The sequence below is a fragment of the Colwellia sp. MB3u-41 genome, assembly GCF_014076845.1.
Classification (GTDB): domain Bacteria; phylum Pseudomonadota; class Gammaproteobacteria; order Enterobacterales; family Alteromonadaceae; genus Colwellia_A.
In genome coordinates this window covers 38559-61415 of record NZ_JACGUT010000073.1, presented here as the reverse complement: position 1 = coordinate 61415, position 22857 = coordinate 38559, and the positions used below count along the sequence as shown (strand labels likewise).

Here is a 22857-nt window from a genome sequence, read left to right as displayed (position 1 = left end):
TTTACGAACCTTTAATTTCTACAAAGAGAGTTAATTTACATACAAATAATATCAAGACCGAGGCAGTAGAATGGCTGACTTAAGCGGTGATTTTTGTCTCTAATAAAAGTTATTTAAGTACAACATTTGGGGCAAATTTTAAAAAATAGCATGAAAAATCAGGACAAAAAAGTCAACATAAAAATTAAAGGCTGCACGTAAACTATTGATATAAATATTTTTAAATTAACTTGTCTTTTACTTGCGCCAGCTTAGGTAAATCACTTTTCAGACCCAAGGCTTGCTTAATCATCAGTTGTTTTATTGGTTTAATATGATTAATTAACGACAAACCTAAACCTCTAACCAACTTTACTGCGCCTTGCTGAGGTGTAAATGTTTGTTTAATAGCTTCCATTGCCGCAACCATTTCCATCGCTTCAGCTTTACGCCAGCGTGAATATTCGTTTAGTAACCGCGTTGTTAACCAAACATCAGTTGATGCTTTGTGCTTGGCTATTTTTTCACTCATAATCTGTGCTAACGATACTGCATCAAGTAACCCTAGGTTAACGCCCTGACCTGCTAGTGGATGAATAGTATGCGCCGCGTCACCAACCAAAGCGATACGGTCTTGTACAAAATTTTGTGCCATACGCATGGTTAAAGGATGAGTAAATCGCTCACTCTGTAATTCAACATTTCCTAATTTCCCATCACTTGCAGCTGTTAATGCTTTTGAAAATTCCTCGGGGGATAAGCCATTCAAACGCACGGCATCTTCAGGGGATGTTGACCAAACAATTGAACATAGGTCTTGCGTACCACCCGAGTCATTAAGGGGAAGTAATGCTAATGGGCCAGTTGCTAGAAAAACTTGCCATGCGGTATTTTGATGACCTTGTGAACATTTAACTGTAGCAACAATAGCGTGATGGTCATAATCACGAAAGGTTAAGGGGATGTCCATTTGACCTCGAACCCAAGAGTTTGCCCCGTCTGCTCCAACCACTAATTTAGCCGTTATTGGCAGAGGTTCACCGCTAGTTGACGCAAAACTAATAAAAGCTTCACTTTCGCCAAGACTAATATTACTTAAGGTATTTTCAGTGTAAAAAGTGATGCCATGGTCAGCTTGTGCTTTTTGCCAAAGGCTTAGGCGTATAACACTGTTTTCAACAATCCAACCTAACTGTTCACTCGCTGAATTTTGCTGTGAATCGTCACAAGAAAAAAGCAGTTTGCCAAAACCCGCTTTATCCCAAACATGCATATCGGTGTAAGCTTGGATCCTTTTTTGCTCAATTAAAGGCCAAACATCAAGGTTATCAAAAATTTGTTTGCTGGCAACATTGAGTGCGCTGACTCGAACATCTGACTTTTCTGACAATTCATCTGGCGGTGAAGTGTCGACAATAGCGACCGTTAGCTCTGTTTGCTTTCGTATGGCTAATGCTAAGGTTAATCCCACCATGCCACCACCAACAATTAATACATCAAATTTTTGCATGTTATTCTTCTTAATTTTTGAATTGTTTTACGTTCTAGTCCTCGAGTAACTGTCGAGAAACTTAATCACTAATATCCCATGGTTTTTCTAACCAAGGTATTTTTCAATGGCGATAGATAGTTCATTACTTTCAAGCCAACATTACGACCCGCTACTAAGGGGGGCAACGTATTTGAAAAAAGTGTGACTAATGAATCGGTTAAACCAATAACGTGCTGATGATCATATTTTCTCTGCGAGGCATAGTCACTCAGCGCAGAAAACTGTCCGACATCTTGATTATTTTTTAGCGACTGCTTAATAAGCTCAGCCATTTGCTTAACGTCTCTCACGCCAAGGTTAAAGCCTTGTCCTGCTATCGGATGAATCGTATGAGAAGCATTGCCAATAAGTGCCATACGATGAAATACTTGTTCATCGGCCATTAACAATTTTAGTGGATAAACATCACGTTTACCCACTTGGGTTATTGCACCAAGCCAGCTACCAAAGGCACTTTCAAGCTCTTCTTTAAATTGCGTTTCACTCAATGTCGCCATTCTACTGGCTTGTTCAGGAGGCAATGTCCACACCAAAGAGCAGCGGCTATCATTTGTTACGCTCCCCTGTTTTGACAGCGGTAACATCGCAATAGGACCCGTTTCTGTGAAACGTTCAAACGCAAGGTTATTATGAGCGATAGCGGTACTAACATTGGTAATGAGTGCTGATTGTCCATAATCAGACTCTTGTACTGAAATGTTCGCAAATTGTCGACAAGCGGAGTGCACACCATCGCAGGCGAGTAAGAGTTTTGCGCTTAGCTGTATTTCAGAATTGAGTGTCAGTTCAACCTGATTTTTTTGCCAAGTAATATCTGTGATTTTGTCAGGCGTAAACCAAGTAAGATTACACTTTAATTGATTTTTTTCTTTTAAGTGGGCTAATAATACTTGCCCAATCAACGACATTTCAACGACAAAGCCCAGCGCATTAACTTGATGATGTTCACCATAGAGTCGAGCTTTACCGTAAAAGCCTCGATCAGAAATATGAATATTTTTAATGGGCTCTGCGACACGCTTTAGCTGTTGCCAAACACCTAAGTTTTGCAAGTAAGTGGCAGTGCCATGTGAAAGCGCTAAAACACGATCATCAAACGTTAATGTCGGATCTTTTAATACCGGCTTCGCTTCAACAATAGCAATAGATAATGGTTGTCCACTTTCATTTTCGCAGTCGATTAGACTCAAGGCCATTAATGCACCCGATAATCCTCCACCTGAAATTACAATATCAAATTCTTTTTTCATAGTTAATTTTGGCTATTTACGTCAGTCGCTTGATATGAAGATTAAAAATCTGAGTTGCTGAGTTCATTTGCAGCGCTCATTCTAACTGAGTACTGAAACACAAAATCATTGTTACTAATAAAGGTTCAGTACGTACATTTAAGTGAGCAAGTTCAGTAGGACAAAAAAATTCAGTGCAAAAAAACAGTAAACTATTGATTCACAGCCATTACTTGCTCTATTTCAGTGATTGATTTTGGCGCATTTACGGTTAAGTTTTCATGACTTTGATCAGTAACCGCGATGTTATCTTCAATTCTTACCGCGATCCCACGCCATTTTTCATCAACACTAAAGTCATCAAGTGGAATATAAATACCAGGTTCTATGGTCATTACCATTCCTTGCTCAAAAACTCGACATTGCTCACGTTTTTCGTTTGATTGATAATTACCGACATCATGCACATCAAGCCCTAGCCAATGGCCTAAACCATGAATAAAGTATTTTTTACAGGCTTTTTCTTCGAGTAATACATCTATATTTCCTAACAAAATGCCCATACGGTGCAAACCTGTTGTGAGAAAGTTATTCACTAAAACATTAAGCTCTGCAAAAGTCGCTTGTGGCTTTATTGCGTTAATCGCTAAATTTTGTGCATCAAGTACCAGCTGATAAATTTCTCGTTGTGCTTTTGTGAACTTGCCATTAACCGGAAATGTACGCGTAATATCTGCGGCATATCCACTGAGTTCTCCACCTGCATCAATCAAAATCAATTCATTATTTTTTAGTACATCGTCATTATTAGTGTAATGCAAAATATTGCCATTATCACCGCCAGCAACAATAGTGCCGTAAGCTGGGTGTCTTGCACCATTATTTGCAAATTCATGCAATATTTCAGCTTCTAATTGGTATTCATACTTACCTATCGCCGACTGTTTCATTGCTCGGGCATGAGCCGCACCACTGATCACGTTAACACGACGCATAATTTCAAGTTCGCCGGCACTTTTGATTAAACGCATTTCTTCTATTGTTGCTCGACAATCAACGAGTTGTGTCGGCGCTTTAACGCCCTGGCGACTTTTCGCTTTAACCGTTGATAACCATGCATAGATTTGCTTATCAAATGCTTCACTTTTTCCTTGGCAAAACAATAAGTGACTTTTATTAGCAATGTAATCAGGAAGGTATTGGTCTACTTCACTTAATGAAAAACAATTATCTACACCATAATGTTCAACCGCTTGTGTTTGCCCTACTCGCCTGCCATGCCATATTTCTTGCAGCGGGTCTTTGTCGCGGTTAAATAAAACACTGTTCATGCCTTCTTTATCCGATTTAGTCAGTACTAAAATGGCATCAGGTTCGTTATAGCCAGTTAGATAATAAAAGTTTTTATCTTGGCAAAAAGCATATTCTGTATCGTTACTACGGGTGACTTCTTGTGCGGCAGAAAATATCGCAATAGAATTCGTTGGCATCGACCTAAAAAACTGATCGCGACGGGCAGTGAACTCTGTCAACGGTAATAAAGTATTTTGAACTAACGTGGATGTTGTCATGGCTAATATTTCTTTTAGTGAACAGTTTCTTCTGTGCTTTTACTTTCTGGCGGTGAGCCTAGCTCAGTAAAACATAATAAGGCAGAAATTCTGACATATTCAGCTATTTCAAAGTAGGCTTGCTCGGTGTCTTCATCTTCTTCCATTTCGTCAGACAAATTAGCAATTTCAGCAAAATCAATCAGTACTTCTTTAACGTCTTCTGATAGTACTGCTTTGTTTTTTTGTTGTAAGCCAAACCCTAAGTTGAAGCCTTGTACCCAAACACTTAACGCATGGCCGCGTTCAACAATACTGTCGTCGTCATCGGGTAACATCAGTTGAAAACTATAAGTGTCATCAATAATGTCACTCCAAACTTGTGCGAACATTGACTTCACCAAAGACTTAACTTCGCGAGGTAAGCCTTCGCCATTGTTAAACAAGTCATTAATCATCACGATATAGTCTTCACTTTCAAAGGTAAAACCCGCGCATACTAAGCCGGTTAATACACCATGTAATTCTGAGCCATGGGCCGTAATGCTTTCGGAGGTAAGAATTGCTTGCACTGAGGCAAAGTCTAAAGAGGTTTCGTTGGACATGTTTTAATCATCAATAAAATGCGTGAGTTAATGCTAGGTATCGTAACATTCACGCTTTTATGATGCTATAGATTAAAGGAGAAAACCCTACAGAACGCTTGCATAGTGAACGGGTCATCGATATAGTGCTGAGATACGCATATATTACTATTAATTAAGACGTTTTTGTGAGAATCACCTGTTATGAGTCAACACTCGGTTACCATTGAAGTTGCAAATAGAAGATTAAAGATTTCATGTCCTGCTGGGCAAGAATCATCTTTACTATTAGCTGCGGAAGAATTAAACCAACGCTTGCTAACAGACAGTAAAGCTTACTCAATAAAAACCCCTGAACAATCACTTGTAATGACAGCACTTAATTTATCGAACGATTTATTAGCCGCTCGTAAAGAACTTATCCAAGAGCGCGCTGCACTGCAAAGCAAAATTGATTTACTACAATCGACCATTAAAGAAGCTGTAACGGCTGAATACCGCAAGAAAGCCTAATTTTTCAGCAACCTCTGCACACTAAAAAAACAAACAAACCAAACTTACAAAAAAACACTTAATTCGCTTTAAAAAATTAGCTATACTAGCTTCGTCTTCTGGGGTGTTTGTATGTTAACTATGTCCCTGAGCCGATAAGTTTTACCTTAGGAAGTTGATTATTAGCTATTGTGCAAGCCCGGCTCGTATCGGGAAGCCTACGGTTGAAATGATACCTCCGCCCTGAACACCCGGTGTTCAGGACTAAAGTCGACTGCGGCACCTTGGAAGCATCTTTTTCTCTACAATAGTTCACGAAATTATTGTTTGGCTTATTCATAAGCTTATTTTTTTAGTCAAAACCGAATACCTCCGCGCAATACTAGAAAACACCCAGTGTTCAGAACTAAAGTCCACTGCGGCACCTTGGAAGCATCATTTTCTTTACAATAATTTATGACATTATTGTTTGGCTTATTCATAAGCTTATTTGTTTAGTCAAAACCGAATACCTCCGCGCAATACTAGAAAACACCCAGTGTTCAGAACTAAAGTCCACTGCGGCACCTTGGAAGCATCTTTTTCTCTACAATAATTTACGACATTATTGTTTGGCTTATCCATAAGCTTATTTGTTTAGTCAAACCGAATACCTCCGCGCAATACTAGAAAACACCCAGTGTTCAGAACTAAAGTCGACTGCGGCACCTTGGAAGCATCCTTTTCTCTACAATAATTCACGAAATTACTATTTGGCTTATCCATAAGCTTTTTACTCGTACCAATATAATCTAATAATTCTATATAATTTTTTTGGGGTTATTTCAAAAAACGTGCTGCTATATTTAGAATATTCGAGCTTTTACTTGTAAAGGTAACACTGATCACTGGGCGGTATTAAACAGCTCAGTGATCATATTCTGCCAGCATAAAGCATTAGTTATTCGAATAGGGTTATAACTAAAAATAACGGTGCTAACCCCAAAGGTTTAATTAAATAACGCTAAATCAATAAATTGTTGTCCTAATATATTGTAGTGTTAACCGCCAAATTTAAAACGTAAACCAGCATTAACGGTAAAACCATCATTTCTTGACCAAATATCTGTTGTCCATCGACCACTAGGTGCTTGTTCAGGCAACACCAAAGAGTCTTCCTTAGTTTGTTGCACGTTTAACAAGTTTTCAGCATTAACAAAGAAACTGACTTGTCCTATGGTAATTTGACCTAACAGTCCTAGATGCCAATAAGGCTGGCTACGATCTCGATACGGGTTGTTCTCAAGCTGCTGTGTACCAGTATAATAAGCTTCAAACCCGAGCAAATGACTTCCGTGCTCTTCCCACATAACAACAAGGCCGGCAGAGTGTTGTGGTGTTAACGCCAAAGCTACTCGGTTAACACTAGAGTCACCTTCTTTAGTGGCGTCTGTGTATAAATAGCTCCCCGTAAATTTAATATCTCGCCAGCGATAACGTAGCAATAATTCAGCACCACTAATTTCAGTTTCGCCAGCAGCATTGACGAGTCGAACTCGTTTATCCGAAACACCATTAATGACGTCTAATTCAGTAACGTTCTCAATATCTGACGCGAATAATGTTAGGCTGGTTTCTACACTGCCCAGCACATAGCTAATATCGATAGAAGCGGTTGATGCACGCTCCTCTTCAAGGTTTTCTAGCGGCGCAAGACGCGATAAACCAGCTTCATCAATGTCTTCAATAAATGGGCTTGGTGCGAAAAACCCTTGTCCGTATGCCCCCCTAATCGTCCAGTTCTGTGGGCTGTATAGCAAGGAAACCCGAGGGCTTACTTGTGTACCATATTCACTATGCCAGTCAGTGCGAGCACTAAGAGACATGGAAATATCATCGCTTGCTTCATAATCAAGTTGCGAAAATAATCCCGGCACTTGATAAGCATAATCAAATTGAGCAAAAGTATCAGATTTGAACTTCTCAGATTGAAGCGCTACCCCAACAAGCCATGCCGTTTTATCAGAATACCCTGATAAGCTCGACTCGATTAACGTACTTTCGTGGCTATCATCCTCTTGAACAGCACCAAATTGATGCTCGTGGTCTTGATTCATTGCTGAACCACGGATATTTAAATTCAACACTTCCCCTAATGGTTGATCATATATAAAACCAACATCTGTTCTACGCGTGTCCTGTGTTTGAGAGAACCCGTTACCATCAGGTACAGTAGACTCACCTAAGGTACCGCCATCCCTTTGCTCTGTCATTGCCCCTAATGTAACGTAAAGGTTGGCACCATTATCGTCTTGCCAATAGAAACGAGGACGAACGCTAGCCCTTTCATAGCCAGCCATATCGATCCAACCATCGTCATCTAAGTCTTGCTTTTCTTGGTGATGAATTCCGGCAGTAACCGATGCGCTTAAGGCGCTAGTTAAAGGTGATGCAAAGTAGGAAGTCATATCTTGACCATTTTTAGAGGTCGCATTGACCAACACTTCGCCTTCATAATTATCAGTGGGAGTGCGTGAAATTAAATTGATCACCCCACCAAGTGCAGAGCCACCATAAAGAGAAGAGGCAGACCCTTTAATTATTTCAACATTTGCAAGGTCTGTAGGAAGAATTTGCATCAAACCTATTGAAGCTGTTTGACCACCATATAAAGGTAAACCATCACTTAACAGTTGCGTATAACGTCCGTACATTCCTTGCAGTCGGATGTTGGAACTCCCTAACGCAGGCGATGTCGTTTGTACTCTAACACCACCTGTTTCAGCCACTAACATAGAGATATTACCCGGACGCATAAGTGCTTTTTCTTGTATTTCTTCGCCATTAATCATTTCGGTTCGTGTTGCCGATTCAATGACAATACGACCTAAACGAGAAGCACTTACTTGAATTTTTTCAATCTTGTTATCAACATGCTCATGATTGTCTTCATGTTCATTTTTATTATTATTATTATTTTCACTCGCGTATGCAAACGCAGGCATTAACAGTATTGCTAGTGTTGTTCTTAATGACTTTTTAAACATTTTTTACCTCAGATATTACTTGGTACTTGCTCTAGCATTAATTAGCACAATAGCGCTGATTAACTTGAAAAGTTGTAGACAATTTTTGGTGTTTTTAAATTTCTATAAGGTAAAAATAGGAGGGCGATAGAGCAAAGTACCGATATATATAGGTTGCTTAGGCTGTGGTATATAAGCAACGTCAGTTAAAGTGGCTGTTTTCGTTGCATCAACGTCAGTATTAAAATAGACAAATGATGAACACGCATTGGCAATGCAAGTACAATCCATATTACAACATTCAATACCACAGCAATCTTCTGAGCTGTTGTTATTAAGTAAGTTCGAATCGTTATAATTTACTGGTTCACTGATGTTGGGGGAAAGAGAGTCTACTAAAGTTTCACAAGGCATAGCAGTATTAAAGGCGACTGCTTGCCCAGTAAAGGCAACAAGCATCAAAGCTATAACTAACACTTTTGAAAAAACTTTATACATATAAACCCCTAAATACAATTTGCGCGGCATTATAAAAGTTTCTTCGTGATATGTGAACCAACATAAATCAGTTTATGTTGGTTGGCTGTTACATGTTGACAATAAGCTTACTAGCCGGCTCTCAATTATTGTGCTTAGTTTGTCAGAGACGTTGCGGTTAAATAATTAACTAAAAAAGATATAGTTGCCCTATAACGGTCTTTACACGTTAGCGCATTAACGTCAATTTAACTGATAAAGTCAGTACAAGTATTGTAGCGCTATGCCCCTTTTTTGCTTTAGAAAGTTACCGAGTAGTTTGACTATTGTTAAGCAGTATTTCACTTCAATAACGCCAAAAAAAATGATAACGAAACGTTATCATTATCATAATTATTGATTGTTTTTAATTATGTGACATTAGGCGTAGTATTACCTCATCGAACGAAGTACGAACTAATCAATATAATTTTGGAGTAAGTTATGAAAATGAATCACGTAGGTCTCATGGTTGGCGATATGGATAAAGCGGTTGAATTTTACACTAAAGCGCTTGGTCTAAAAATTGTAATGAATAACACGAAGGTAAAAGAAGAGCGTGAAACTGCCATAGGAAAAATGTGTGTGGCTGTTTTTGGTGAGGGCTTTAAAGGCTTTAATATTGCACATTTAGTAACAACTGACGGCATTGGTGTTGAAATGTTTGAAATGAAAGAGCGCCAAGAACGTCACGATGTTGATTTCTCACGCCTAGGTATCTTCCATTTCTGTCTTCAAACAGACGACTTCGAAGGTGCTATGGCACGTACTGAACAATATGGCGGCAAAGTGCGTATGGACATCCATCGCTACCACCCAGAAGACGACAGCAAACTAGCCCAAATGGTTTACTTAGAAGACCCTTTTGGTAATTTGTTCGAGCTTTACTCGCACTCTTATGAAGAAACTTACGCTTCTGATTACGAGTAATATATTTAACGTAAAACGCGTTATTTGAAGGCTACCTAAGGGTGGCCTTTTTTGTGCCTGGTTGTCGAAAAATAATATTTTTGTCTTTACTTGTGAAGGTATCTATAAAATATACCAAGTTACTTTGTACCCTTTTAGATAAAGATAAATAACCGACACTATCGATAAAATACGAACGATACGTATAAAATTCGAATATCAATAAAGAGATAATAAGACTAGATTCAAAATAGTATTTTGTATGAACGATTTGATTATCTCTTTAGCATATCATCTATGCGACGACTTATTTAAAGTCTCAACCATAAATAGCTAAATATATACATTAATAAATAGCGACAGTAAACCCTATTCAGATGTTAATACTTAGGCTTAAAAAATACTAAGTTAATATTAAGAGAATTTAAAGAGCTTCAAAACTAGGTGTTGCATCGAGGGTACTTACTTTAATTATTAACGATAACAGGACTTTTCGCTTTCATTAGACAGTTTGTCATTCAAAAAATCAGTTTCCTTAAATTTAACAGGTAAAACGACGCTTTCACGTAAGAGGCGAATTTTCACTGATTTAGAATTTTTAAGAACCAAATGTTACTGATAATGATATTGATTCGCATTAACATTAGTGTTAATGTTACCGCAATAAAAAAAGCATCATATAAATTTATATTATTTATAACTTAAAGGTCTCTCATGAAAACGAACATAAAAGCTCTTGTGCTAACAATAGCAGCATCCTTAACTTTGTCAGCATGTGGTGGTTCAAGCACTAACGAAGCAAGCCCTGAACCTGTTGCGCCAGCTAACACCGCCCCAACAGGTGTTGCAGTTAGCAATATTACTGTAGACGAAAATTCTGCAGGCGCAGTCATTGGAACATTGTCAGCAACTGATGCAAACTCAGGTGATACATTTACCTTCACAACTGATAACGAACTGTTTGCTATTACTGGCGATGAATTAAGTTTAAAAACTGACGCTATGGCTAACTTTGAAAATGCTGAATCTTTGGCTACCAATATCACAGTTACAGATAGTGGAGGCCTTTCATTTTCGAAAGAAGTCACTATTACTGTTAATGACTTATTGGATACTTATAAATTTGAAAGTAAATTAATTACAGATGAATCAAGTGTTGGTTATACGGGGCAAATTGCTCGTCATGCGTTAATTTCTGAATTAACCAGTTATATTGGTGGTGAACTACAAGCCGATATAGACGCAAATGTATTTGCAGATAAAGCAGCGGTACTTGCTAAGTTAAACTCATATTTTCGTACCACGAGTAATCAATATGAAAACAACTTTTCGTTGAACTTCTTGGTTGATACCAAACAACCATTTATTACCAATATCTCTTCAAGTGCTAAAAACTTAGTTGGTAAAATAGCAGGTAATGATGCAAGCCGTATGCGCAAAGACTGGACTGATGGTACTAGTTTTGTTGGCGCGGGCGCTAACATGACGCCAGAAGACTTAGTTGACACTTATTTTGATCAATTGGCTGATAACGCGGTTGATGCTAATATTCGCCTCGATGAAGCAACAAATAGTCCTATCACTAAAGTTTATGTCAATACTGATGGAACTGACTTAAAACAACTCCTTCAAAAATTCTTATTGATGAGCATCACCTACTCTCAAGCTACTGATGATTATTTAGATGAAGGCTTAGCCATAGACAATATTGATCCCCGTGGTACTGGTAAAGCAGATACTGCCCTTGAACATGGTTTTGATGAAGGTTTTGGTTACTTTGGCGCGGCTCGTAATTATTTAGAATATACCGATAAAGAGATTGCTGGGAAAGTTAAGGCTGACGATGCAACCACAGGTCGTATTGATTGGAATGGTAAACATGACACTGACGGTGATGGTCTATTTGATTTAACGTCAGAAGTAAATTTAGGTAGCTCTGCTAATGCAGCTAAACGTGATATTGGCTCTGCAAGTAATACTAATCCAACGAATTTTACTAAAGACGCCATGGAAGCCTTTTTAGCGGCTCGTAAAATCATTAATGATAATGTAGGTTCTGTATTTACAGCTGAGCAAACAACAGCACTTGAAGCACAACGTGATATCGTTGTTAATGCATGGGAAAAAGCCATTGCTGCTACGGTTATTCATTATATTAATGACCTACGTTCAGATTTAGATAAATCTGGCGATGATTATAACTATGAAGACGTAGCTAAGCATTGGTCTGAAATGAAAGGTTTTGCATTAGGCTTACAATTTAATCCTCATTCACCGATCACTGATGCTCAGTTTGCTGAGATTCATGTTCACTTTGGACAAAAACCAGTATTGCTCCCATTTGGCTCTGCTGATAAAACGGCTGTAACGACTTACATTGCTGACTTAGAAAAAGCGCGTGATATATTGCAAGAAGCATTGGCCTTAGATGCTGACAACGTTGCTAATTGGTAGTTAGTCATTAGTAATATTTTAAGTTAAAACCAAACCAAGCCTTAAGTTGTTTCGTATAAAGGCTTGGTTATTATTTATTTGTGAATAATTTGTATAGGCTATTCACAAATAAAGAATTATCAGTATCTATAACATTCATATTTGCATTATAGGGTTAAAAAATGTCAGTTAACATTAGTCACACCGCAATCTCTATAGCCGTCGTTGCGGCTTTATTAGTGAGTGCTTGTGGGGAAAGTACGAGTAGCAGCAGTGGTGAAAACTTTGGTACCACTTCAGTCCCTACGCCAACCCCCTCCCCCCCTACGCCAAATCCCGGCAGTAACTTTACTCAGCAAGCGTTACTTGAAAACATTACTGATAATATAATCACGCCTATTTTTGAACAATTTTCAACAGTATCAGCAGCACAAATTCCAGTGATAGCAGCCTATTGTAAAATGGAAACAGATGCAGCTTTGGGTAATGCAACAACCGTTCAAGTTAACGCTATGCGTGATAATGCAAAGACAGCATGGCGAAACACCATGAATGTATGGCAACAAGCAGAGGTAATGAAAGTTGGTCCTTTGGTTGATAATGAGGGATTATTACGGGATAAAATTTATTCTTGGCCTGTAGTCAATTCATGCTCTGTTGATTTTGAAGTGGTAAATTTTAAAGCTGGAATTGTCAATGGACAGCCATTTAATATTGCTAAACGTACCCCTTCACGACGTGGTTTAGCCGCTATAGAATATTTATTGTTTAACGAACAACTTAATCATAGTTGCACTACGAGTACTCAGCCTGAAAATTGGGACAATCAAACAGATGAATATCGTAAGGTCGCGCGATGTGAATTTGCGGTTGAAGCTGCTCGCGATGTTAATAATAGTGCTAAAGAATTAATAACAGCCTGGTCTGGCGACAATGGTTTTGCAAGTGCACTTAAAGCAGCGGGTAGTATAGGCAGCGAATTTAGCACTGAACTAAAAGCGATTAATCTTATCAGTGATGGTTTATTTTATTTAGAAACATTCACCAAAGATGGCAAGTTAGCCACCCCATTGGGGCTTCAGGCTAATAGCTGTGGATCACAAGCCTGTCCTGACGTTGTAGAATCAGTATATGCACATCACTCTATTACTAATATTGAAAACAACTTATTGGCATTTCAAAAACTTTTAACTGGTAAGACTGGTACTGGTTTTACTCATTATTTGATTGATGTTGGCGATCAAGATACAGCAGATTCAATGTCTACAGACGTTCAACTAGCCATTGATGGTGTGCAAAACTATCAAAATAGTTTGGCTGAAGCTCTTGTTAATAATGAAGCACAAGTAACACAAACGCATGCCAATGTTAAAGAAGTCACTGATAAACTCAAAATAGATTTTATTACCAGTTTATCGCTTGAATTACCCGCGACATCCGCAGGAGATAACGATTAATGAAGATTAACAAGCATAAATATATTGCTGTTGTTTTTGCCTTTGCCTTTCATCCTAATGTTAGTGCTGACGACGGTACTAGCGATACACCTTCTGAATACACTGAACGTGTTCAAATTATTGGTCATAATGATAAATTGCGTACTGAAGCTGGTGCCGCTACGTTAATTGGTGAAGTTGAATTAGAAAAATTTAAGTTTGATGATATTAACCGTGTTTTATATAGCGTACCTGGCGTTAATATTCGTGAAGAAGATGGTTATGGTTTAAGACCTAATATAGGTTTTCGTGGTGCGACACCGGAACGCAGTAAAAAAATCACCATCATGGAAGATGGTGTACTAATCGGTCCTGCCCCCTATTCTGCACCCGCAGCATATTACTTTCCAATGATCAGCAAAATGACTGCCCTAGAAGTATTTAAAGGCCCTTCTGCAATTAAGTATGGACCCAATACTGTAGCGGGTGCATTGAATATGACAACGCGCCAAGTACCTAAGAGCAAAGAAGGTGCTATAGACCTTGCCTTTGGATCTGATGGGTATGCTAAAACGAAAGCTTACTTTGGTACCACTAATGGCAATTTTGGCTATTTAATTGATGCGGTGCATATCGAAGCGGATGGTTTTAAAGCGTTAGACGGTGGTGGTGATACCGGATTTGATAAAAATGATATTATGACTAAATTTCAATATAATTTTTCTAATAGCCAATATAATCAAATTGTTGAAATGAAGCTAGCCCATGCTAATGAAAAATCAAATGAAACCTACTTAGGGTTAACTGACGCTGATTTCAAGCAAAATGCTAATCGACGTTATGTAGCCAGCCAAAAAGATTTAATGGACTGGGAGCATCAACAAGTTCAGTTCACACATTTTATTGGTAATGACAATTTTGATGTGACAACTCGCTTGTACCGTAACGATTTCGAGCGTTCTTGGAATAAAGTTAACGGTTTTAAAGCAGGGGCGGTAGTCACTGATTTACAAGATATTTTAACGAATCCTGAAACAGATGCTAATGCACCTTTTTATCAAGTGTTAACGGGGCAAAGAGACACCGAAAGAGAATATGAAAAGATTATATTAGGTGATAACCAACGAGAATATTATTCGCAAGGTATTCAATCTGAGTTATATGTTTACCATACACTTTTCGATGTAAAACATGTGCTTAATGTTGGCTTTAGGTTCCATCAAGATCAAATCAAGCGACATCACACTACTGATGCGTATACAATGACCTCGGCTGAACTACTGAGTGATGGTAGCGCCACACTTGCTGGAGATACAAATAGAGAAAAAACCGATGCTATTTCTGTTTTTTTCAAAGATACCATGACGTTAGGTGCATTGGATTTAACCTTTGGCCTACGTGGTGAATTTCTTGATGCCAGTTACCAAAATGAAGCACTAGGTAAAGAAGGTGAATGGCAAAAGAAAAGCACTGATATTTGGTTACCAAGTTTAAGTGGGTTTTACACATTGTCTGAACATTCAGGGCTGTTTTTTGGTGTTCATGAAGGTTTTGTGCCGACGAGTCCAAAAGAGCCAACCAGTGTTAAAATTGAAAATAGCATTAATTATGAGTTAGGTGCTCGTTATCATGACGAGAGTAGCCAACTTGAAGCGGTTATATTTTACAATGATATAGAAAATTTAAAAGAAAGCTGCTCTTTTTCAACTGCCTCGCTTTGTCAAGATAATACTGATGGCGAGTTCAACAGTGGTAAAGCAAATGTTATAGGCCTTGAATTAAGTGCAAAACACACCTATGAGCTATCGGCGGACTATGACTTACCTGTATTGTTGAGTTACACCTATACTAAAGGCGAGTTTGATAGTGCATTTAGCTCTGACTTTAGTATGTGGGGAGACGTTAAGGTTGGAGATACTTTACCGTATTTACCTGAAAATCAATTAACACTTGATATTGGTTTAACGGCTAATAATTGGCAAGTTAATTTAATTACCCGCTACATTGGTGAAATGAGAGAAGCATCAGGTGAAAATGTTCTGCTGTCTGGCGTAACAACACAAGCACTAACCATCGTTGATATGGCTGCAAGTTATGAACTAGGAGATATGGGCAGTATCTATCTTAAACTTGATAACTTACTCGATAATCAAGAAATAGTTAGTCGACGCCCTTATGGAGCTCGCCCTAGTAAACCTAGATCTGCTTCTATTGGCTATCAATATAGCTTCTAATTAGCGTTAATCGTGTTTAAATTTAAATAAGAACGTTAAGTGTCATACTTATCGTTTTTATTTCTAACCTTATTACGAAAAGTTATTTATATTTATGGACTTTCTTAGCGCAAACTTTAAAGAATTAGCCCTTTATATCCTAGATCCTAACCAACGCTTATTTTGGGGCTATCTTTTATCGGCACTACTATTTGCCAGTGCAGTGTATTTTATTAACCTAAAAAAGGTAATTAAGTCAGGTCCAACGCAAGAGAAGCAACCAGGGTTCATAGCCTTTTTATTTCCTAGGAAGGTTTTTTTAGCCCGATCAGCTTTAAACGATTATGCCTTGCTTATTGTAAACAAACTTTTTAAGGCCGCATTATTTCCTTTTGTTGTTTTAACTATGGTGCCTATTGCATTAGCTATCTCATCGGCAATAGAATGGGTCTTTGGGCCCATGACACCCCTTACCCTATCATCGGCCAGCATTATGGCTGTTTTTACCCTACTGTTGTTTATTTTTGATGATTTCACTCGTTTCTTATTGCATTACTGTTTACACAAAAGCCATTATCTGTGGGAGTTTCATAAAGTTCATCATTCCGCAACCGTGCTAACACCCTTTACTATCTATCGCTCACACCCTATTGAAAATTATTTCTATGCTTGTCGTATGGCATTAACTCAAGGCTTTGTGGTTGGCTTATGCTATTACTTATTTGGACCCACATTAAAAATGATTGATATAATTGGTGCCAATATTTTTGTTTTTGCGTTTAATATTATGGGCTCGAACCTCCGTCATAGCCATATCAGGATAAGTTGGGGAGATAAAATCGAAGGGTTATTTTTAAGCCCTGCACAGCATCAAATTCACCACAGTGATAACGTTAAGCATTTTGATAAAAACTTTGGTACGGTATTATCCCTTTGGGATCGCTTGTTCAACTGTTTTATGCATGCGTCTGAGGTTGGTTCGTTGTCTTTTGGCATAGGTAAAGAAGGTGAATTACATAGGTCGCTAATGGGTATTTATTTACAACCTTTTATTAACGTATATAGAAAATTACGTTTTCGTTTTCGTTTTTTTTAGTATATTAATGTTATTCAATTCAAATTATTTGCCCTATATTTTTTAGTTATAGTGGTTAGTGGAAATAACATATACCCAGTCTACTGATTTCCTAAGAGAACAAGACTCTTAGAGCAGTAATCTAAACAAGAATTATTCTCAAATAGATTGACAAATTATAATGTTTTCTTTAATCTTGCCAGCCTATAAATACTGTCGACAGAGACTGGCATAACGTTGTCAGGGTAATATAATGCAAAATATAGCGTCCATCCGAAAAAATTTATTCCTAATTTTTACTAGCTTTTTACTTATTTCATCATCTTTACAAGCTAGTGATGAGGTGAATGTGTATTCCTACCGCCAAGAGTTTTTAGTTAAGCCTTTATTTGACATTTTTACAAAAAGAACGGGGATTAAAGTCAATGTTATTTTTGCTAAAAAAGGCATGGCGGAACGTCTCGCCCGAGAAGGTAAATATAGCCCCGCGGATATATTGTTAACGACGGATATTAGTCGGCTCATTGAATTACATGACCGTGATCTACTTCAAGCTTATAGCTCTAAAACGTTACTTGATGTAATTCCTAGTCAATATCGTGCTACAGACAATACGTGGTATGCACTTACAACACGTGTTCGTAATATTTATTCAGCTAAACGTTTGGGTGCTATCAATATCAATTATGAAGATTTAGCTGACACTAAATATAAAGGAAGAATATGCACTCGAAGCGGTAAACATTCATATAATATTGCACTCGTTGCCTCTATGATTGCTGCTCATGGTAAAACAGAGACCCTCACTTGGTTAGAAAAGTTTAAAGTTAACTTGGCCCGCAAACCTCAGGGTAATGACCGTGGTCAAGTACAAGCAATTCATCAAAACTTATGTGATATAGCGTTAGGTAATAGTTACTATTTTGGCAAAATGTTGGTTGATGAAAAGCAGAAGTTATGGGCTGATTCGGTATACATTAATTTCCCCAATCAAAATAACCGGGGTGCTCATGTGAATATATCAGGAATGGGCATGGCAAAATATGCTCCTAATCATGACAATGCTAAAGCTTTAATGGAATTCTTGGTGTCAAAAGAAGCACAGAAGCTTTATGCTGAAACGAATATGGAATATCCAGTGAGAGCTGATGTAATGCCATCTGATTTAGTTGCCTCATGGGGTAAGTTTAAAGCAGATTCATTGTCGTTAGAATCGATCGCAAAGTATAGAAAAGAAGCGCTTAAACTTATAGATAAAGCTAAATTTGATTTATAAAGGATGATGATTATTTCTTGATAGCCCCATTAAAAAATAATATCTGGCGAAGTGCCTGCTGGCTCATAGTATTTTTACTCATAACACCGGTAGTAGTTATGGTATTAGCCAGCTTTAGTTCGTCAAGTGATTTATTTTCTCATCTTTGGCAAACAGTCTTACCTGACTATATTACTAACACACTAGTACTAGGCGTGTTGGTCGTTTTTTTGTCTTTAATTTTTGGTACTTTGAGTGCGGCTTTCATTGTTCATACCAACGTTTTGGGTAAAAATTTTCTGAGATGGTTACTTTTATTGCCCTTAGCAATGCCCGCCTATTTAGTTGCTTATCTTTATACTGATCTGTTTGATTACGCAGGACCCGTTCAGCGCGCGTTACGTAGTTGGTTTAATTGGCAGTCGCCGAGTGATTATTGGTTTTTTGATATACGTACTTTACCTGGAGCTTCCATTGTAATTTCGTTAGTGTTGTTTCCTTATGTTTATATGTTAACGCGTACTGCACTTGAGCAACAAGATCAAAACTTGTTAAGGGCCGGACGTTTATTAGGGTTGTCAGCAAAACAAAGCTTTTTAAAAGTTGCCTTACCGCTGGCACGGCCAGCAATAGCGATATCAGCGAGTTTAGTCCTTATGGAAACCTTAGCTGACTTTGCCACGGTAAATTATTTTGCGGTAAATACACTGACTACAGCTATATATGATACTTGGCTGGGCTATGGTGACTTAGCAACAGCAAATGCTTTAGCCAGTATATTAATGCTGATAATTCTGTTTGTGGTTGTTGGTGAACAACGTGCAAGAGCCGGTCAAAATCATCAATCAAATAGGCCTAATCAGCATATTGAAATTATTACATTATCATTCTTTCAACAACTACTCATTAGCGGTTTTTGTTGGACATTGGTTTTAGCGGGTTTTCTTTTACCTTTCGCTTTGCTTGTTATTATGGCAGTTGAATACAGCAGTATGGCTCAGCTAGCAAATTTAATTTCACCAAGCCTTAACAGTATTGAAGTGTCATTTTATGCCGCAACTATTGCCACTTTATTTGCACTGTTATGTAGTTTATATCGGCGATTAAGCTTTGATAAATGGCGAATACTTCCTTCAAGTTTATCAGGAATAGGTTATGCAGTACCTGGAACAGTTTTAGCAATGGCATTATTGGCTAGTTTTGGACCCCTTGATCATTTTATTAATGATATAGCAAGGTATCTTCAGCTTAAAGAACCCGGTTTAGTCTTGTCTGGCACTATTTTTGCTGTCGTATTTGCCTTTGTGGTTCGTTTTTCAGCGATTGCTAATGGAACAATATCTAGTGGTATCAAACAGATACCTAATTCTATTGATTTTGCTCCTGCAAGTTTGGGGGTAGGCTTAGGTCAAATGTTAAAAAAGGTACACCTGCCAATACTGAGGCCTTCTATTTTTGTAGCATGGTTACTCGTATTTGTTGAATCAATGAAAGAACTATCCGCCGTATTATTACTAAGGCCCTTTAATTTTGATACATTGAGTATACAAATTTATCAATTAATATCAGACGAAATGCTTGAGCAAGGAGCCTTGAGTGCTATTTTAATTGTTTTATTAGGCCTATTACCTATTATTTGGCTCAACAGAAGTAAGGAGTTATCGTAAATGGTCGAAAATGAATTATTAAGCGTTAAGCAACTTTCGGTTAAATTACAGAATAAAGTCATATTGTTAGACACCCACTTAACACTAAACTTTGGTGATATTCTTGGATTAGTAGGACCAAGTGGTTGTGGAAAAACCACATTGCTTAATACTATCGCGGGCTTTAATTCACCCAGTACGGGTGAGTTAAACATAAAGCGTAATAATTCAAGTAGTACTCATTTAATCGTTGAAGAAGATGTTCTCACTATCACGCCATTTAAGCATGTAGTTCCTGAACATCGTAATATCGGTATGATCTTTCAAGATTATGCATTGTTCCCTCATTTATCAGTTGAAAAAAACATCTGCTTTGGAATTAATAAACTGCCAAAAAGTGAACAGAAATTTCGAATGACTGATTTGCTCAACTTACTTAAGTTAACAGGTTTAGAAGCAAGATTTCCACATCAGTTGTCCGGTGGACAACAACAAAGAGTTGCTATTGCTAGAGCATTAGCACCTCAGCCTACCTTATTATTACTTGATGAGCCTTTTTCAAATATTGATGCACGTTTACGCAATGAATTAATGTTAGAAATGCGCCAAATTTTAAAGCAGTTAAAAATGAGTGCTATATTTGTGACTCATAACAAAGACGAAGTCTTTACTTTTGCTGATAAAATTGCAGTAATGCATCAGGGAAGTATCCTTCAAATAGGTAGACCTGCCGATGTTTGTCACTCACCAAACAGCTGGCAAGTTGCTGATTTTTTGCAATTAGGTAGCTGGATACCTGTAAAGGCGATAAATGGCCAATTTCAATCAGCTGTTGGAGAATTACCATCAACTGAAGATCTTTTTTTAAAAGAAAATATGATTACCTACAAAGGGGGTCCTCAAAAACTACAATTGTTATTGAAGTCACAAGCTATTGTGTATTGTGAAGACGGGTTTGAGAAAAATAATGTCAAAGTTGATAATATCTCTATCACTGAACATGGATTTCACTATTTACTGAGTAGTATTGATAAAGACCTATCTTTATCATTTGAACAGTTGAGCTTTTATAGCAATTGTTTATTCGCGTTGGGCCAAAAAATAGCGATAAAAATCAAGAGCCACAACTATCAAGTTTTTAATAGTTATGATGATATTTTAGGGTAACTATAAACGGGATTTCTATCAAAATAACGTTAAATCTTAAGGTTATGTTGCAACCATGAAGTGTAAAAATTCTTTTAACTCACACTTAAGTTTATTTTAAAGCGATGATAAGAAATAGTGGAAATCGTTAGGATCGCTATTTCAATAAAAATCAGAAGTAAAAATCATCTACTTTTGGTGATTATAAGTCATAAGCTAACCGCCAATTTTTCGGTAACTCTCTCGCATGAGCAAAGGTTCACGGTATTTTTTGCTCGCACCAATAGCCTTATATCTGTTAATTTATAAAAAGGTTCTCACATTTATTTTTCTAAGGCTACATCATCAAAATTTGGCCGCTTGAAAGTAGGTAGTATTCGATATAAATATATAACAACAAAACACAGCAGTGATGCGGTCATGAATAACCAAAAGCCTCCAAAATGATCTAATACAAAACCACCTAACAATGGAGCTATAGCGAAGCCTAAAGAATAAAATGATGCTGCACCAAAGTATGCGCCGCGTAAATGTGCTGGAGCTAAACGGTCAATATGAACATTCATGGTAGGGAATAATATCGCTTCGGCTAAACTCATCACTAATACTGCGCCAATCCATCCCCAGGTAAAGTCGAGTGGGTTTACTGCAAACCAAAGTTGCGAAGCGGCAAGTAACAGTAAACCAATTTGAATACGACTTTCTAAGGCCATCGAAGCCATCATTTTCAACAAAAAAAACTCAGAGCAAATAATTAACAGTGAATTGGCAACAATCATCGATGAAATAAGCAAAATAAGATCAGGCACTTCAGCGCGAGTTAAATATTGAATCAACGAAGAGTCCATTTGTGCATTAATAAACATACACAAAATATTAGCCACAATGAGGCATTGTAATAACTTGTCTTGCTCTAAGATGCTAACAGTAGTTTATTGATTACTCTACTGTCATTATTATTTGTTTCTTTGGATTTTTAAAGGCAAAGGAAGAACAAAAACTTAATTTGCTCTATACTTGGCTTATTAACTCTTGTTAAATAAGTTAGATATTTGATGAATGTAAAGTATCTCTGGATCATTATATTTTTGCTCGGTAATACCTCATCAAGTATTGCCGAACAGCTTGTTGTCACCGAAATATTGCCACCTTACCAGTTCTACCAAGAAAGTAGTGTGCTAAGCGGCTTTTCAGTTGAAGTTATGGAAGAAATATTCAAAGTTACCGGTGATAATATTGATTTGCAAATACTGCCTTGGGCACGTGCTTACAGAACAGCCTTAAACCAACCTAATACACTTATTTTTTCACTCTCTCGTACCTTATCTCGGGAAAATTTATTCATTTGGGGTGGGAAATTAACGAAAGAAGATGTTTACGCTTGGGGCTTAAAAGAAAACTTCCAAACATCAATGACTGATATTCAACAACTCAAAAAATACAAAATAGCCGTAGCAAATTCATCAAGTACCGCACAATACTTTCAGCGACATGAATACCCCTATCTTCATGTACTTGGTTCACCAGAGCAAAGCTTACAAATGCTATATCTTAATAGGGTTGACATTATTACGGGTACAAAGAACACCTTAAAAGTACGAGCAAGTAAATTAAATTTAGATATCAGTAACCTAAAAGTAATTATGCCTATATCAGTCATTAATCATGATTTATATTTTGCTTTTAGTCTTAACAGTGATGAAAAAATTGTCAGTAAATATATAGATGCTTATCATCAAATTAAAAGCAGTGGCATTTTAGATAAGCTCAAAAGTAAATGGCATGTGCTTTAAATTCAATAAATAACAATCAGAGCACTTTACTTTCTTGACTAAAA

16 protein-coding genes, 1 other RNA gene and 1 pseudogene are annotated in these 22857 nt (G+C 37.5%); 11 read left to right on the top strand and 7 right to left on the bottom strand.

Translation table 11 applies throughout. The features are described from left to right. Positions 1 to 220 precede the first annotated feature (220 nt). The 4 genes from H4J73_RS07655 to H4J73_RS07640 all read right to left on the bottom strand — a co-directional run bounded on the left by H4J73_RS07655 (position 221) and on the right by H4J73_RS07640 (position 4915). Entirely contained in the window at positions 221 to 1489 is a 1269-nt protein-coding gene (locus H4J73_RS07655; RefSeq protein WP_182180894.1) for an FAD-dependent monooxygenase, read from the bottom strand. A gap of 68 nt (positions 1490 to 1557) precedes the next feature. Next, a complete protein-coding gene (gene ubiH, locus H4J73_RS07650) occupies positions 1558 to 2781 on the bottom strand; it encodes a 2-octaprenyl-6-methoxyphenyl hydroxylase (RefSeq protein ID WP_182180895.1) in 1224 nt (407 codons plus the stop codon). 191 nt (positions 2782 to 2972) lie between these two features. Then, positions 2973 to 4331, bottom strand: coding sequence for a Xaa-Pro aminopeptidase (gene pepP, locus H4J73_RS07645; protein ID WP_182180896.1), 1359 nt, complete (start codon positions 4329 to 4331; stop codon positions 2973 to 2975). 14 nt (positions 4332 to 4345) lie between these two features. Beyond that, on the bottom strand, positions 4346 to 4915 hold the full coding sequence (locus tag H4J73_RS07640) for a UPF0149 family protein (protein ID WP_182180897.1): 570 nt from the start codon (positions 4913 to 4915) through the stop codon (positions 4346 to 4348). 183 nt (positions 4916 to 5098) lie between these two features. Here H4J73_RS07640 and H4J73_RS07635 point away from each other — a divergent pair, with 183 nt between their 5' ends. Both H4J73_RS07635 and ssrS read left to right on the top strand, forming a co-directional pair. Next, complete coding sequence (locus H4J73_RS07635; RefSeq protein WP_182180898.1) at positions 5099 to 5407, top strand: cell division protein ZapA; 309 nt, start codon at positions 5099 to 5101, stop codon at positions 5405 to 5407. Between the two features lie 92 nt (positions 5408 to 5499). Beyond that, a non-coding RNA gene (gene ssrS / locus H4J73_RS07630) (6S RNA) lies at positions 5500 to 5681 on the top strand. Positions 5682 to 6426: 745 nt separating this feature from the next. Here the strand turns inward: ssrS and H4J73_RS07625 are convergent. After that, positions 6427 to 8412, bottom strand: coding sequence for a TonB-dependent siderophore receptor (locus H4J73_RS07625; protein WP_182180899.1), 1986 nt, complete (start codon positions 8410 to 8412; stop codon positions 6427 to 6429). Positions 8413 to 8514: 102 nt separating this feature from the next. After that, positions 8515 to 8889 (bottom strand): hypothetical protein, encoded by a 375-nt coding sequence (locus H4J73_RS07620; RefSeq protein WP_182223209.1) that lies wholly within the window; start codon positions 8887 to 8889, stop codon positions 8515 to 8517. A 462-nt stretch (positions 8890 to 9351) separates the two neighbouring features. Between H4J73_RS07620 and H4J73_RS07615 the strand changes: the two genes are divergently transcribed. The 8 genes from H4J73_RS07615 (at position 9352) to H4J73_RS07580 (ending at position 21041) form a co-directional block, all read left to right on the top strand. Beyond that, positions 9352 to 9837 carry a VOC family protein gene (locus tag H4J73_RS07615; RefSeq protein WP_182180901.1) on the top strand — a complete coding sequence of 162 codons (486 nt, stop codon included), beginning with the start codon at positions 9352 to 9354 and terminating at the stop codon, positions 9835 to 9837. Between the two features lie 693 nt (positions 9838 to 10530). Further along, positions 10531 to 12270, top strand: a complete 1740-nt coding sequence (locus tag H4J73_RS07610; protein ID WP_182180902.1) for a cadherin repeat domain-containing protein — start codon at positions 10531 to 10533, stop codon at positions 12268 to 12270. A gap of 161 nt (positions 12271 to 12431) precedes the next feature. After that, complete coding sequence (locus tag H4J73_RS07605) at positions 12432 to 13706, top strand: imelysin family protein (protein ID WP_182223208.1); 1275 nt, start codon at positions 12432 to 12434, stop codon at positions 13704 to 13706. Continuing rightward, complete coding sequence (locus tag H4J73_RS07600; protein WP_182180904.1) at positions 13706 to 15919, top strand: TonB-dependent receptor domain-containing protein; 2214 nt, start codon at positions 13706 to 13708, stop codon at positions 15917 to 15919. Before H4J73_RS07605 ends, H4J73_RS07600 begins: the two co-directional genes overlap by 1 nt. Before the next feature lie 94 nt (positions 15920 to 16013). Next, a complete protein-coding gene (locus tag H4J73_RS07595; protein ID WP_182180905.1) occupies positions 16014 to 16994 on the top strand; it encodes a sterol desaturase family protein in 981 nt (326 codons plus the stop codon). 232 nt (positions 16995 to 17226) lie between these two features. Then, positions 17227 to 18249 carry an extracellular solute-binding protein gene (locus H4J73_RS07590; protein WP_182180906.1) on the top strand — a complete coding sequence of 341 codons (1023 nt, stop codon included), beginning with the start codon at positions 17227 to 17229 and terminating at the stop codon, positions 18247 to 18249. A 17-nt stretch (positions 18250 to 18266) separates the two neighbouring features. Then, complete coding sequence (locus H4J73_RS07585) at positions 18267 to 19895, top strand: iron ABC transporter permease (RefSeq protein ID WP_259366560.1); 1629 nt, start codon at positions 18267 to 18269, stop codon at positions 19893 to 19895. Next, positions 19896 to 21041 (top strand): ABC transporter ATP-binding protein, encoded by a 1146-nt coding sequence (locus H4J73_RS07580; RefSeq protein ID WP_182180907.1) that lies wholly within the window; start codon positions 19896 to 19898, stop codon positions 21039 to 21041. A 302-nt stretch (positions 21042 to 21343) separates the two neighbouring features. Here H4J73_RS07580 and H4J73_RS07575 read toward each other — a convergent pair. Further along, positions 21344 to 21946: pseudogene (locus tag H4J73_RS07575) on the bottom strand (MFS transporter); the annotation flags it as partial. Between the two features lie 129 nt (positions 21947 to 22075). On the opposite strand from H4J73_RS07575, the gene H4J73_RS07570 reads away from it, so the two are divergent. Continuing rightward, positions 22076 to 22813, top strand: coding sequence for an ABC transporter substrate-binding protein (locus H4J73_RS07570; protein WP_182180909.1), 738 nt, complete (start codon positions 22076 to 22078; stop codon positions 22811 to 22813). The last annotated feature ends 44 nt before the right edge of the window (positions 22814 to 22857 follow it).

Coding starts and splice junctions, on each gene's coding strand:
- H4J73_RS07655 (WP_182180894.1), bottom strand. CDS start 1,489: ATGCAAAAATTTGATGTATTAATTGTTGGTGGTGGCATGGTGGGATTA.
- ubiH (WP_182180895.1), bottom strand. CDS start 2,781: ATGAAAAAAGAATTTGATATTGTAATTTCAGGTGGAGGATTATCGGGT.
- pepP (WP_182180896.1), bottom strand. CDS start 4,331: ATGACAACATCCACGTTAGTTCAAAATACTTTATTACCGTTGACAGAG.
- H4J73_RS07640 (WP_182180897.1), bottom strand. CDS start 4,915: ATGTCCAACGAAACCTCTTTAGACTTTGCCTCAGTGCAAGCAATTCTT.
- H4J73_RS07635 (WP_182180898.1), top strand. CDS start 5,099: ATGAGTCAACACTCGGTTACCATTGAAGTTGCAAATAGAAGATTAAAG.
- H4J73_RS07625 (WP_182180899.1), bottom strand. CDS start 8,412: ATGTTTAAAAAGTCATTAAGAACAACACTAGCAATACTGTTAATGCCT.
- H4J73_RS07620 (WP_182223209.1), bottom strand. CDS start 8,889: ATGTATAAAGTTTTTTCAAAAGTGTTAGTTATAGCTTTGATGCTTGTT.
- H4J73_RS07615 (WP_182180901.1), top strand. CDS start 9,352: ATGAAAATGAATCACGTAGGTCTCATGGTTGGCGATATGGATAAAGCG.
- H4J73_RS07610 (WP_182180902.1), top strand. CDS start 10,531: ATGAAAACGAACATAAAAGCTCTTGTGCTAACAATAGCAGCATCCTTA.
- H4J73_RS07605 (WP_182223208.1), top strand. CDS start 12,432: ATGTCAGTTAACATTAGTCACACCGCAATCTCTATAGCCGTCGTTGCG.
- H4J73_RS07600 (WP_182180904.1), top strand. CDS start 13,706: ATGAAGATTAACAAGCATAAATATATTGCTGTTGTTTTTGCCTTTGCC.
- H4J73_RS07595 (WP_182180905.1), top strand. CDS start 16,014: ATGGACTTTCTTAGCGCAAACTTTAAAGAATTAGCCCTTTATATCCTA.
- H4J73_RS07590 (WP_182180906.1), top strand. CDS start 17,227: ATGCAAAATATAGCGTCCATCCGAAAAAATTTATTCCTAATTTTTACT.
- H4J73_RS07580 (WP_182180907.1), top strand. CDS start 19,896: ATGGTCGAAAATGAATTATTAAGCGTTAAGCAACTTTCGGTTAAATTA.
- H4J73_RS07570 (WP_182180909.1), top strand. CDS start 22,076: ATGAATGTAAAGTATCTCTGGATCATTATATTTTTGCTCGGTAATACC.